This is a genomic window from Pseudomonas sp. Irchel 3H9, from assembly GCF_900187495.1.
GTDB classification, from domain to species: domain Bacteria; phylum Pseudomonadota; class Gammaproteobacteria; order Pseudomonadales; family Pseudomonadaceae; genus Aquipseudomonas; species Aquipseudomonas sivasensis.
Genome location: NZ_FYDK01000002.1, coordinates 1,153,446 through 1,166,002 on the forward strand (window position 1 = coordinate 1,153,446; position 12,557 = coordinate 1,166,002).

General features: G+C 58.9%; 17 protein-coding genes. 2 read left to right on the forward strand and 15 right to left on the reverse strand.

Features of this window, described 5'->3' with window-relative positions; all coding sequences use genetic code 11:
* Positions 1 to 46: 46 nt before the first annotated feature.
* Together CKW32_RS11195 and CKW32_RS11200 are read left to right on the forward strand one after the other, a co-directional pair.
* On the forward strand, positions 47 to 1,129 hold the full coding sequence (locus CKW32_RS11195) for a type I restriction endonuclease (RefSeq protein WP_095184920.1): 1,083 nt from the start codon (positions 47 to 49) through the stop codon (positions 1,127 to 1,129).
* An 83-nt stretch (positions 1,130 to 1,212) separates the two neighbouring features.
* Positions 1,213 to 1,458 (forward strand): hypothetical protein, encoded by a 246-nt coding sequence (locus CKW32_RS11200; RefSeq protein WP_095184921.1) that lies wholly within the window; start codon positions 1,213 to 1,215, stop codon positions 1,456 to 1,458.
* Positions 1,459 to 1,563: 105 nt separating this feature from the next.
* Here the strand turns inward: CKW32_RS11200 and CKW32_RS11205 are convergent, their stop codons facing one another.
* The 15 genes from CKW32_RS11205 to CKW32_RS11275 form a co-directional block, all read right to left on the reverse strand.
* On the reverse strand, positions 1,564 to 2,328 hold the full coding sequence (locus CKW32_RS11205) for a C40 family peptidase (protein ID WP_095184922.1): 765 nt from the start codon (positions 2,326 to 2,328) through the stop codon (positions 1,564 to 1,566).
* Positions 2,329 to 2,330: 2 nt separating this feature from the next.
* A complete protein-coding gene (locus CKW32_RS11210) occupies positions 2,331 to 3,083 on the reverse strand; it encodes a phage minor tail protein L (RefSeq protein ID WP_095184923.1) in 753 nt (250 codons plus the stop codon).
* An 11-nt stretch (positions 3,084 to 3,094) separates the two neighbouring features.
* Positions 3,095 to 3,433, reverse strand: a complete 339-nt coding sequence (locus tag CKW32_RS11215) for a phage tail protein (protein WP_095184924.1) — start codon at positions 3,431 to 3,433, stop codon at positions 3,095 to 3,097.
* Positions 3,433 to 6,495 (reverse strand): phage tail tape measure protein, encoded by a 3,063-nt coding sequence (locus CKW32_RS11220; protein WP_095184925.1) that lies wholly within the window; start codon positions 6,493 to 6,495, stop codon positions 3,433 to 3,435. Before CKW32_RS11220 ends, CKW32_RS11215 begins: the two co-directional genes overlap by 1 nt.
* 27 nt (positions 6,496 to 6,522) lie before the next feature.
* Complete coding sequence (locus CKW32_RS11225; RefSeq protein ID WP_012724063.1) at positions 6,523 to 6,825, reverse strand: DUF1799 domain-containing protein; 303 nt, start codon at positions 6,823 to 6,825, stop codon at positions 6,523 to 6,525.
* A gap of 17 nt (positions 6,826 to 6,842) precedes the next feature.
* Entirely contained in the window at positions 6,843 to 7,223 is a 381-nt protein-coding gene (locus CKW32_RS11230; protein WP_095184926.1) for a phage tail assembly chaperone, read from the reverse strand.
* Positions 7,224 to 7,226: 3 nt separating this feature from the next.
* On the reverse strand, positions 7,227 to 7,883 hold the full coding sequence (locus CKW32_RS11235) for a phage tail protein (RefSeq protein ID WP_095184927.1): 657 nt from the start codon (positions 7,881 to 7,883) through the stop codon (positions 7,227 to 7,229).
* A 73-nt stretch (positions 7,884 to 7,956) separates the two neighbouring features.
* Complete coding sequence (locus tag CKW32_RS11240) at positions 7,957 to 8,373, reverse strand: phage tail terminator-like protein (protein WP_095184928.1); 417 nt, start codon at positions 8,371 to 8,373, stop codon at positions 7,957 to 7,959.
* A complete protein-coding gene (locus tag CKW32_RS11245; protein WP_095184929.1) occupies positions 8,370 to 8,966 on the reverse strand; it encodes a hypothetical protein in 597 nt (198 codons plus the stop codon). The genes CKW32_RS11240 and CKW32_RS11245 overlap by 4 nt, the downstream gene beginning before the upstream one ends.
* Positions 8,963 to 9,331: a hypothetical protein gene (locus CKW32_RS11250; protein ID WP_095184930.1), complete on the reverse strand. Its 369-nt coding sequence runs from the start codon at positions 9,329 to 9,331 to the stop codon at positions 8,963 to 8,965. Before CKW32_RS11250 ends, CKW32_RS11245 begins: the two co-directional genes overlap by 4 nt.
* Before the next feature lie 46 nt (positions 9,332 to 9,377).
* On the reverse strand, positions 9,378 to 9,575 hold the full coding sequence (locus CKW32_RS11255; protein ID WP_095184931.1) for a hypothetical protein: 198 nt from the start codon (positions 9,573 to 9,575) through the stop codon (positions 9,378 to 9,380).
* 36 nt (positions 9,576 to 9,611) lie between these two features.
* On the reverse strand, positions 9,612 to 10,115 hold the full coding sequence (locus CKW32_RS11260) for a DnaT-like ssDNA-binding protein (RefSeq protein ID WP_095184932.1): 504 nt from the start codon (positions 10,113 to 10,115) through the stop codon (positions 9,612 to 9,614).
* Between the two features lie 59 nt (positions 10,116 to 10,174).
* Positions 10,175 to 10,759, reverse strand: a complete 585-nt coding sequence (locus tag CKW32_RS11265; RefSeq protein WP_177434268.1) for a hypothetical protein — start codon at positions 10,757 to 10,759, stop codon at positions 10,175 to 10,177.
* 47 nt (positions 10,760 to 10,806) lie between these two features.
* Positions 10,807 to 11,772, reverse strand: a complete 966-nt coding sequence (locus CKW32_RS11270) for a major capsid protein (RefSeq protein WP_042572010.1) — start codon at positions 11,770 to 11,772, stop codon at positions 10,807 to 10,809.
* 12 nt (positions 11,773 to 11,784) lie between these two features.
* Positions 11,785 to 12,513: a hypothetical protein gene (locus CKW32_RS11275; protein WP_095184934.1), complete on the reverse strand. Its 729-nt coding sequence runs from the start codon at positions 12,511 to 12,513 to the stop codon at positions 11,785 to 11,787.
* Positions 12,514 to 12,557 lie beyond the last annotated feature (44 nt).

The following is a 12,557-nucleotide window of genomic DNA, read 5'->3' on the forward strand; positions in this document are numbered from 1 at the left end:
TGCGCCTCTACGGCCCAGCCGGATGAACGTGCAGCGGAGCAGAGAAATGGATTTTGTAGAACGCTTGAACGCAATGTCAGCGAAGGTTAATCAGCTAGCATCGACAATTCAAACTGAGGAAGCAACAAAGACTGCTTTCGTAATGCCGTTCATTCATACCGTGCTGGGCTACGATGTGTTCGACCCCTCCGAAGTCGTTCCGGAATACGTGTGCGATGTCGGCACGAAAAAAGGGGAAAAGATCGATTACGCGATTTTGAAGGGTGGCCAGATACAGATTTTGATCGAAACGAAAAAAGTCGGCGAGCCGCTCAATATCAACCATGCGAGCCAGCTCTTCCGCTACTTCCACGTTACGACTGCGCGAATTTCCATCCTCACAAATGGCAGATTTTATCGGTTCTATACCGATCTCGATGCTCCAAACAAAATGGACGAGAAGCCATTTCTTGAGATCGACCTGCTCAACATCGATGAGCATGTCATCCCCGAGCTTCAAAAACTGACAAAATCCGCTTTCGACGTTGATTCGATCATTAATGCCGCTGGCGAACTGAAGTATGTGGGAAACATCAAAAAGGAAATGGCCAAGCAGTTCACCCAGCCTGATGATGACTTCGTTCGTTTCTTCGCATCGCGAGTCTACGAAGGAGTAATCACCCAGAAAGTTCGAGATCAATTTGCTCAACTCACAAGGAAGGCGGCTTCCCAGTTTCTCAGTGACCAGATCAACGACAGGCTTAAGTCAGCGATGAGTAAAGCCACGTTTCCCACGCTAGCTGAATCGGTCGTAGCCGAAAATCAGGCTGATGCACAAGAAGAGCCTGAGGATCGCATTCTGACGACGATGGAGGAGCTTGAAGGGTTCCATATTATCAAAGCGATTGTTCGGACTGTTATAGATGCAAAGCGCATAGCTAGCAGAGACACACAGAGCTACTTCGGTATCCTCCTAGACGACAATAATCGAAAACCTATCGCCAGGCTTCACTTCAATCGCAGTCAAAAATATCTGGGAATTTTCGACAAAGACAAAGTCGAAACGCGCCACCCTATCAACTCGCTGGACGAGATCTATGAGTTTTCAGCCTCGCTGAAAGAAACTATCTCTTTTTACGAGGAGGCCTAAAAAGGATTTCCCCAGTCCTACGCCTGCAAGCCCAAGGACTGGGGTTGCGCCAATATCGGCGCGTTTATGACCTGGAGGTCAACATGGCTACACCCGTAAGCTCTACTGAGGCAGGGATCATCGCAGCGTTTGGCGCAATATCGCTTTACTTGCGCTCTCGCCCAGACTACGACGCAGCAGAGCTGCAGAAGTACGTCAATTTCTTCAAAAACACCCGGCAGCCATCGGCTGATTCTGGCGGCTTCAATCTTGCGCTCGACGCTGTTGGTGGTGACCTCAGCAATGTTGAAGAGGCTATCAAAAATGGCGTAGGGGCCAGGCCTCTTTAATCGACCGGCGCATTGTCGCCGATTACAGCGCCGGCAATGCGCACTTTCCCATCTTCAGTTACTTCAAACGGCTGAGTCATATCCTTCTCCTGCGGCCATGCCGCGTCATGTTGGTTGTATTGAGTCTTTGTGCCTGAGCATCAGGCGTATCCGGTCATGCCAGGGGCCGCCGAAGACGATTATTTCCGACGGCCTTCCGTACAGGTGGTGCAGCAGGAACGGGCCTGGACCGAACACACCTGAATCCTCACCAGGCAACGACGGATCGACGCCAAGGTAAATGCCAGCGTGGTTCGGGTGAGCTGTCCGGCCAACCTGCATAACGATCATGTCACCGCGCTGAGGTTGGTCGACACGCTCAAAACCCGCCGCCTCATAGTGCTGCTCGTACAAGCTTGCGTTCTCCGCACTCTCCCACCATCCATCGGTGCGCTGGAAGGCTTCGAACTCTAAACCCCATTCACGCGAGTACCAGTCAGCGCAGACCTGCCAGCAGTCCCAGGCCCCATGCACAAACGGGCGCTTGAGCAGCGGCGTGCTGCCCGCTGGCGTGATCGTGCGCATGTCGCCCTCCGGCCAAGACAGGATGTGCCAGGGCAAGGCCGTGGCCTCGCACATGGCCAAGTCATGCGGTGACGGCCTGCTGGTTGCGTCCGGGTGCGAGTGAACGATGCCGATCACTTCGCCCAAGTCCTCGGCCGCGGCGTAGTCCTCAGGATCAAGCCGGAACTCTTCGTTAGGCTCCGTGGCGATGTTCCGGCACGGGAAATACTTCTGCGCTCGTCGGACGGCAATCAACAGGCCGCAGCATTCGCGCGGGTACTCGGCCGCCGCATGCGCCTGGATGGCCGCAATGATGTGCTTGCGCATGGTCAACTCCGGGCAATCAGGGAAACGGCAGGGAATCCACCGAAGGACAGTTCGTTGTTCTCGCCGAAGCGCAACTTGCAGGATGAAAGGCAGCCCTTGCACTGATCCTTGGCAGGGTCGTCAGTGGAGCTGTCCTCGTCGTCGAACATGGCTGCGCCGGAGTAGCCGCAGTCCGGCCCCCGGTAACCGTTGGTCATGGCCCAGTGGCACAGCGTCGTCATCTGTCGGCCGGGCAAACCGTGGTTGTCGATCTCACCCGGGGAAGACAGCTCCCAGACCACCGCCTCACCATCCTCGCTGGTTTTCTGGTCGATGTACCAGATCTCCAGAGCTTCCTGTGTCGGGTCAGCAGTTGGGTTGCCGTCAGGGTAGTTCGCCGCGTCCAGGTACTGGGCCAGCGTCTCACGGACCGTCAGCTTGAACTTCAGCATGTCCTCAAAGGCCAGGCACAACGCCGTGACGCGCCCGTTGACGTTGCCGGCGGCGAAAGTCGGCCGAGAGGCGGTGCCGTCACTGCTCGAGGAAATGCCCTCAATCTGCACCGGCCATGCCGCATACTCCTGGCCCTGCCAGATAATCGACTTGGCGGGCAGATCCTCTTCAGAGCCTTCGTAGGCCAGCAATTCTTCTGGCGTGTGCGGGATAGCATGACTGTGGAAGCGCAGGTAATCGGCACCGTATTCGGTCCCGTCGATTTCGAACAGGCGAATCTCGCCGCCGGGCTCCAGTTTCTGGATGTCCGTGATCAGTGCCATGGGCTGTTATCTCAAGGGTGAAAGGTTTGCTGGAAAGTGGCGGTGATCGCGTAGACCTGGCCGCCGCGATGCACCGGCTTGTAGCCGTTGCACTTGTATAGGCCAAGCTCACCCAGGGGCGGCTCCCAGAGGAAGCCCTTCGCCCCTTTGTGCCGGTCAAGGAACGCCATGATGTCCTTGATACGCCCCTTCAAACCGGTGAAGGTCACCGGCCAGGACTGCGACCGGTTGTTGAGGCCATCCTCGACCGACTGCTCGTAGCCATCGCCAAACTTCTTGGAGCGAACGCGCTGGGCTATATCACCCTCTGCGCCCTTCTCCGTCGCCCAGGTGAATCGTTCGATAGCCATCAGCGCCCCTTAATTGCTTTGTTGATGACGCCACCCTGGCCCATGTCTTTGTTGCGCATCTGTTGGTATTTCTGCTCAACGAACGCGGCCAGCTCCTTGCCGAACAGGTCATAGCCGGGAGCATCAGCCGAGGACGAGGCGTTACCCTCGCCATCGATGTGCACCTCGACGTTGATCTGTGTACCTCCCGTAGCGCCCCCGCCCATGGCCATAACGCCAAGCTTTCCGCTGGATGTTCGGGTGAGAGGCATGATCGCCTCTGGTCCGGCCTCCCCTGCTATCCCCATGTCACCGTTCGCCATGCCAAACGAGGTTGGCTTACTCACGATGGAATTCGTGAACGCGCCGCCGTCGGCGAACATCTGCACACCGCCCGACCATGCGCCGCCCAAAGCCTGGGGAAAGTAAGTGCTGGAGTAGCCAGCCGAGGACGCGCCGAGGTTCGACGATGTAGCTCCAGCGGAACCGGCAGCCATGCCATTACCGCCGCCAGCAGCGCTACCACCGAAGTAGCTGGCCGCTGCGCCAACCAAGCTGCCAAGCAAGGCCGAACTCGCCTGACGGGTCGCGATACGCGCCATATCCGCCAAAATCGACTTGGTGAAGTCCGCAAAGGAAAGCTTCCCAGTCATGGCGAAGTTGACGATCGAGTCCTCCATGGAGCTGAAGGCGTTGCCGAATAGGCTTTTGGTCTGGCCAGCGATGTCACGCGCAGAATCCAGGTAGTTTTCCCACGCAGCAGTTGCGCCATTGGTCCAATCGCCCTGAGCATTTTCCACATCCGCATAGTTCTGCCGGATCTGGTCCGTCGCCTTTTTGTTTGCGTCGGCGAGCGCCTGGGATTTCCGCTTGAACTCTTCCTCCGACATGTTGCGCGACGGGTCGGACTTTTGGCTGGCCAACTCCAGCGACTGCTGAGCAAAACGGTCCTGCTGGCTATTCAGCTCGCCGCTGAGCGCGTTCTGTCGATCGCCCTGCCCTACGCCGAGCACTGCGCGCTGGCCCGCCAGCTCCAAGGCTCTCTGTTGCTGACCCAGCGCATGCACGTACGTACTGATCGCCCGCTCTTGCTTTGCCAGGCGCCCGGTCTCATTGGTTGCGAGCACTTCAAGCTGGCTGTCAGCGTCCTTCTGCGCCTTGACCATGCCTGCGCGCGCGTCGGCGATCTTCTGGTCCAGCTGGGTGCTTTGCGCAGCCGACGTGGACTTCTTGCTCTTGGCCGCTTCCAGTGCGGCAATCTCAGCCTCGTATGCTGCCGTGGTTTGGTCGAGCTGATTGCCGATCAGAGCCTGGCGCCGCAGCAGATAGTCTTCCTCAGACAGCAGGCCGGCCTTTTGAGCCGCCTCCAGCTCCTTCTGGTAGTTCTTGTAGGTGTCGGTGATCGCCGCCAGGTCGTTTTTGGCGTTGTTGAAGCTGGTCAGGTCGACCTGCGTGCCGGCAGCTTTGGGATCCTTAAATTTGGCGTTGATGTTGGAGATGTTTTTATCGACAACTTCCTGCTGGAGACGGGGATCATTTGGCGCAACCTTGCGGATATCCGCGAGTTGCTGCTTGTAGTCCTCAATCTCCTTTGTCCGCTTTTGCTCATTAGTCAACGACGACTTGGTCAGCGCATCAACCTTCGTCATTGCCGTGACTGCAGCCCCCTGGGCCTTGGCCTGCTCGCCCTCCCACTTGGCAATGTCCGCCTGAGCTGCCTTTTCGTCCTCCAGCATGTTCAGGCGGTTTTGCCTAAACTCAATCAACGCATCCTTGGACTTTTGGCTTTGAAACAGGCCATCCATGCCTTGAGCTTCAGCCAGTCCAGCACGAGCATTCTCGATGTCTGAGTTGATGTCTCGGCGGCCGGCGTTTTTCAGACCGTCCGCCGCCTGTGCGACAGCGTTGTATGCCTTCTCCCAGAAGCTCAGGTTCTCCAAAATCTTCGGCGTGCGCTCGTTGATCGCGTCGGCGTAGGACTCGGTGGCCAGCTTCACGGCGCCCGCGTGATCACCCTGCTCTTCCAGCGCGGCAATCTGCGAGTAAACCGAAGCGGTGAGGTAGTGGTACTGCTCGTTCAGTGCTGCTGAGGCCTTCACAGGGTCATCAGCCAGCTTCACGAACTCGGCCACCGTATCGCTGACCGCCTTGCCCGTGGTTTCCTGCATCGACACTGCGGCCTGAGTGATACCGGTGAAGCTCTCGCTGGCGATCTTGCCGTTGTCCGCCAGCATCGCCAAGACCGCCGCTGCTTGTCCTGTAGTGCCCACGGTTGCGCTGACCTGCCGCGCCATGTCGCCCAGTTGCCCGGCGCTGACACCGGCGTAGTTACCGGTGAGGATCAGTGACTTGTTGTAGCTGTCCTGTTCTTCGCTGCCTTTGTAGTAAGCGTATGCAAGACCGCCAACAGCAGCCGTTGCAAGCGCCAAAGGCCCTAAAATCGCGAGCAGCCCAGCAGCGCCCGCCCCGGCACCAGCGCCCAACTGAGCCACGGCACGCACGCCGCTACCCCAGTCACCCGACGACAACGCATTACCGAGCTGAACAACGTTCTCCTGGGCCTGACGTGTGCCGAGACGCAGTTTGTCGAATCCTGTGGTGGTCTTTTCGAGCTTGGCGTAATCCCTGTCGATTTTACCCAGGGCGCTGTTGTACTGGTCCTGGCTGATTCGCCCGGCATCCAGGTGCTTGCCAAGTTGCTCGACCTGGGTGTCCAGCTTGGCCAGTGCAGCCCGAGCCGGGTCAATGGCACCCAGCAGGCTGTTCAGGGCCTTCTGTTCGTCTAGGGCGGACTTGGCCAGGGCAATCTGCTGCTTGTCCAACTGAGCAGAGATCTTCGCCGCCTCCGCCTCGCCATAGGCGCCGGTCTTGGTCAGCTTGGCGAGAGCATCACGCTGCTTTGCCAGGTCCTGGGTGGTTTTGGCACTGGCGGAAAGCGATTTCTCCAGCGCCTGCATTTCGTTCATCAGCGAAACAGCGGACTGCTCGGCCCGGCCGCCGGCCTTCGCCATTTCGTCCAGGCTCGTCTTAGCCTGGATTGCATCGGCCGAGTCGATTTTGACGCCGAGCTCTGCAATATTCATCGACTCACCTTGAATAAGTGCCCGTGGTTACGGGCTGTTTTCCCTTTCCTCCGCCATGACGCGCAGGGCTTCGCCTTCCAGCACCTGAAGGTCAGGGAAGATTTCAGCGAGTTTCTTTTTCTTGATGCCGAGGAACCCGGCCACGTCGCGGATGCAGCTGTAGTCGAGGCCGATCGCACCGCCGGCGCCTGCTCTCCACTGGGTCGACATGCGGTTGAAAAGCAGGAAGGCTGGCCAGTTGCAGGGCCAGACCTCCACTTCCTCAACCAGATCTCCAGGGGCAAGGCCGAACATCCCGATAATCGCGTCGGGCACGCTCGGCGAGTACATGGCGCGGGCGGCGTCGGTCAGTTTCCCAAGCGGGCCTGGCTATACGCGCCTTCATAGGCCTTGACGACGGCCTCTGCGGCGCCCTGGCATGACTTCACGAATGCGACGATGTTGTCGTCGTTGTATTCGTCATCGAAGCCCCAGCCGACTACCAGGTCTTTGATCTGCTGTGTTTGCTGCTCGGTGTCCACGGCGACCACTTCCGACCAAGAAGGCTTCTCGCCCAGCGCGGCCTGCGCCCTGTTCCGCGCCTCGTTCCACTCATCGAAAAGAGCGGCAAGCTCGGTACGATCCCGGTACTTGAAAGTGAACTCGAGCTTCTCGGGTTCGCCGCCGACGATCGGGATCAGCACGGGCGCATTGAACGTAGCCTTCTGCGCAATACGAATCTTGGCCATGGGTTACACCGCCGCAGTCAGGTAGCGGGTCGGCTCGGACTGCAGGGCCAAGCTAACGGTACGGGTCAGCAGGTTGTTACGGGACACCGCCGGCTGTTTGGAGAACGACGTGTAGGTGCCGTAAAGCAGGGTGTCGTTACCGGGCAGGTTCAGGCGCGCCGCTTCGATCTGCTTGCCGGCGTCCGCCTTCAACAGCACCCCGTTGAAAGCCTGGGCCGGGTCGTCAGCGATGGTCAGCACCATGCTTGCCGCCGATTTGTCGGTGGGGATCTGTTTGCCCTGGTCATCTTCGAGGAAAACCACGTCGAGGTAGTTTTGCTCGCCGCCGGAGAAGGCCACGTCGGAGATCTGCGGGATCTGCACCCAGGTCAGCACCTTGCGCATAGTACCTGCGCCGCCTGCCGCCGGGAAAACCTGAGTATCGGTGGTGTCGATACCTTCCAGGGTGATAGCCGTGGCGGTGGCCGCCTTCACGCGCACCACTTTGCTATCCAGTTTGCTCCAGCCGGAAGTGAGCAAAACGATATCGCCAGCAGCAATGGTGCCGCCGACAACAGTAGCAACCGCCTCGCTCGCATTGCTGATGGCAGCGAACGCCAGTGCCGCGCCGTAGGTTGCAGCGTGCTGAAAGGTGCCGCCGTTCGGGAGTTTGTAGCCCATGGGGTATTTCCTCTTTGCAGATGTGAAAAAACCCGCTCAATGGCGGGTCTCTGGGTTTGCCCAATGGGCGGGATCAGTTGGTGTCGGCTCGGAACAAGAACGAGACCGGTACGGTGTAGGTCGAATCGCCAGTGATGCCTGGCCCTTGGTCAACTGGCGACATTGTCACCACGGTAACCGCGCCCTTCGTGTCCCGCGCGTAGAGAGGGAACAGGTCGGTCAGTTCTGATGCGATTGGATTAGTCTTGGCCTTGCCGGTGCCGGCCGGCGCGATAATGCTCACATGGAATACTCCGGTGAACAGCCGGTGATCGCCCCCGAGCGTGTTGCTCGCAGTGTCGCCCGGGATCGTGAAAGCCCGCAGATACGTCTCGCCCGCCGCCGGCGTGTAGGCCGTGTTCTCGAAGACGATCTTCAGCTTCTCCGACCTGGCAGCGTTCCAGGCGATGAGCTTTGCCTCGTAGATTGAGGCGATGATTGCGTGACTCATACCTGGTTGTTCCTGATGGCCTCCACCACGATCTGCTGAAAGCGAGCCACTGTTACACGGACCATGCCGCCGGGAGCCTGGGTGGAATGGCCGAACTCCAGCGGTATTGCGTAGGGCAAATTGTTGATGATGTAAGCGATCTGGCCGGCGGTGAAGTCGCTCATCGCGGCTACCAAGGCGGCAACAGTTTCATTGCCTTCCGGGTCAACCTCGTCGAAGGTGACGCTCTCGACCACGCCAAGGGAAATGTGCCAGTTCGCGCGGAATCGGCCACCGACGTAGCCTTCCGGGACAACGATATCCATGCCGTCGTTGAGCTTGCGGCCTTTCTTGAGCCTGCTGCCTTTGGTGAGGTTGGCCGGATCGCTGCGCAGCTCAGCGTTGTGCTCGTCGACGGCCTTGTTGTACTGGGTCGCGACAGCGTTCTGCGCCCAGATCTCCGGGTTGCCTACAGGAGACATGCGAATCAGGCTGCTGCCGACCTCGATGATGATTTCGCGGACACTGGCGTCGATGGCTTCGCTGGTCTGCGCGGCGAACTCAGCCAGGCTCAGAGCGAAGCTGCCGGACTGGCCAGCGCCTGCGCGGCTCATGACCGCACCTGCAGTTCATATAGGATCGGCGTGCCGGCCGGGTTGATCTCTTTCAGCGGGGGCACGATTGACCAGGTGCGGTCCTGGGCGACGACTTTGTCGAGCAGACCAGGCACCCAGGTCAATCCCTGCGCTGCAATCTTGAGCTTCTTGTCGCCCTGTTTGATGAGGCTGTTGTTCTGGAATTCTTGGCCGGTGAAGTCGAGCAGGATGCCCTGCGCGACTTGCTCTATGGGCACGCCAGGAGCTTCGCCGCCTGTCTCCGGGTCGTACTTTCCCGGCTCAGTCTTGCTAATAGTCACAGGCTGGCCGAACTCTGTGATCATCTCCAGAGCCATCACGGCCATTTCGTCGTAGAAGGCCATGGTGGCTCCAGATATGAAAAACCCAGCGCGATGGCTGGGCTTCGATTTACTTGGTTTTTCCTGAAAGGTAGTCTGAAGCCGCCTTCGTCCGCTTCGTACGCTCCTCTAGGAGCTTGTCTGCAAGAAGAGCAGCTGCTGTCGCGGCTTGATCAGGCGATTCGTTACCGTCGACTACTACGGATAGCGCAGCAGCAGCAAATCTGTCCCATGCGGCGGTATCACTGTTAAACAACTTGGCAGTCATAAGTCACTCCTCCATAAGCGAGGCAAAAAGCTACCACTACGCACGTACCGCAAACAAGCCCCGCCTAAGAAGGTAATCAGCAAACTGCGTAGCGCTCGGGCGATCAGGCGCTGCTGGTAGCAAACGGTTGCTGGTGGTGGAAATCGTCGCGTATTCGCGGGTTACCGCTCCCTCGACACGCTCCAGCGTCACAGCGCCTTTGCGCTTGTCGACTGGGTCGATATCGTCCTGATGTATCTCGGCCGCCAGGGCCATCTGCCCGTACTGAATGCGCGCCGGCAGGTAGTTGTTCGGCTTGATCTCGTGATCCAGCAGCACTTCCCGGCGCGGCCAAGAAAGTCCCTGCTCGCTGTTCGTCTTGCGCCCTTTCCACGTCATGCCATCCATCGCCAAGGCGGCCCGGCGCAGCAGCGCTTCCTGCTCGGGAACACCAGCGGGGATGACCGTGCCGAACTTCACGGCATACATGGCCAGATCCTCGGCGCTCGCGTAGCTTTCGGCGTCAGGCTTGCCGGTGCCGTCCTCGATGATGAGTGTCATGCGTCAACTCGCTGGAATGGTTTGAAGATTGGCCGCCGGATCACCAACAGCCAGCAGTATTACTCCTTGGGCAGCTCAGCGACGAGCTTTTCCAGGGATTCTTTGGAGGCGTTGGCCCGGTACTGGACCTTGGCTTCATCGAGCCTTTGTTTAAGCGCTGCGATTTCACCGGCCTCGTCAGCCGGCGGCGTGAGGGCAGACTTCTTCAGCGCTTCAACCTCTCCGCGAAGTGCGTCGACAGTCAAGACCAGGCCGTCACGTTCAGTGGTCAACTCATCAACCGAAGCATGAATGGTGCCCAGCACGTCAAACAAGCGCAACGCCAGTTCGCCGGACTCTGGACGATGGATTTCGCCAGCTTCCAGGCCGCCAACAAGGATCTGGATCGATCCATGCTCAGCACGCAAAGCCGCGATCACCTTTTCCAGCTCGGCTTGGTTGCCCGCACCAACAATCTGCGCCCGCTTGGCTTCCTTCACCGACACATCGATGCCGGCTGCTTCGTACGCATTAACCACGCTCGGCCAATCGCCAATCACCAGCACGCTGGTCACACCCGCTTCGGGCTTATCGAAGTGTTCCGGATTGCGGTAACGCTTCTCCGGGTCGAAGCCGCTCAGCTGGTTGCTGTAAGTCAGTTCCATGTGTTTCTCCAAGGCGGCCATTTCTGACCGCACGTTGAGTTTGAGGCTTAACCGCCAGTAACAGGAGGCGTTGCGGTCAGCGTGATCATCACGCCGGCGGTGACTTTGTTGCTGCCCGCATGCTTGACCCAGTTGGCAGCGGAGCCCACGGCAGCCAGGGTTGGATTGGAACCGCCAGTGGTGGCTTTCCAGCTATAACCCAGCACATCGATGTTTACGGTGCCTTCCGCGCGGTAGCCGATGCTCAGGTTTTCTTCGTCGTTCACTTCGTAGGAACGGAAGCCCGGCGCCTGCGACTCGGTGATGGTTACGGCGTTTGGCAGCAGGCCGAAGATCACATCCGCCGGCGCGGTGTCGGTCACCAGTACCGGCTTGCCCAGAGTGCCCGGCAGGCCGCCGTAGATCACGACGCCAGCTTCTTCGTAGATCTTGTTGGTGATGGCTTCGTCAACGATGTCGAAGTAGGCGCTGGAGTGCATGACCCACAGTGCGATCCGACCGAACTTATCGCCGAACTTGCGCATGCCGCGAGTCAGCGTCTTCTTGCCGTCGGTTTCGATGTTGGCCGAAACCACCATGTCAGCGTTGGAGCCGATGGCCGCGCGCAGACCAGCAGTTGCGTATTGGATGAAGCCTTCAAGGGTCGCGTCAGCAACGTCGGCGCCGACGATCTGGGAGAACTCCTCGACCGGACGACCGCGGCGCTTGAACGCCTCTTCGGTGGTCTGGTACGGGCCATACTTCCAGGGAGCCTTGACGCCTACAGCTTCGCCGGCGCTGATCTTCTTGGCGGTAACCTTGCCATCAGAGTTGACGTCACGGTGTTCCAGCGATCCGTTCAGCTTGTAGAGAGCACGCTTGCGGAAGTCGCCCTCGATCAGTTCGTTGTCCAGCACCATCGCGCCGTTGGACGATGCGTTGAACACATCCAGGTTGTCCTGGACACGCTCCAGGTATGCGGTTTGCGCCTCATCGTTGTAGATGATCAGGTCGCTATTTACGGTTGTAGCCATGGGTCAATCCCCTTACTTGGGCAATTGCAGATATGCGGTTTGGCCGTGCTTGCGCTGGAAGTCGCGCTTCTGCTCGGAGGTCATTTCGGAGCGCTTGAATGCAGCCTTGCCGCCACCCCCGCCCGGGGCAAATGTCCCTGAAGCCCTTGGCCACAGATGAGGTGCGCTTTCGCGCAGAGATTCCGCCCATTCGAGCGGAGTCAGAGGGGTCTTGCCGTCTTTACCGAGGATGACCTGGCCGGATTCATCAACGGCGACTGCATCGCCATCTTCGTTAAGGGTGAACACGCCTTTGGCGCGCAGGATGATGTCGTCTGTCGCTTCAGGGAGCGCACCAGCCTTCAGTGCTGCGCCGCGTACCGAGTCGCCCAGGACTTTGCCCTGGAACTTGGCAGCGAAGGACTCAGCTTTCTCGGCACGCTCGCTGATGGTCTTCAGCTGCTTGTCGTAGTCACCGCGAAGGCGCTCAGTGCGGCGGTTGAAGACCTCGTCGACCTTGCCCTCGGTCAGCAGCTTCGTTTCTTCGTCCTGGCCCGCGCGACTAAGCAGGCCTTTGACGGCGTCGATGTCGATGCCTTCAAACTGAGTTTCGAACTGGGTGAGCTTGCCGGAGGTTTCCTTCAGCTTGCCCAACAACTCCGAGTTCTTGGTTTTCAAACCCGAAACGGATGCTTCAACGGCAGTCGCGATAGCGGCCTTGATTGCCGGGTTTTCCAGGTCGATTTCGTATTCTTCTGCCACTTTGATGCACCCCTTGGGTTTAGTCCGCCCGCTTTGCAGGCAAT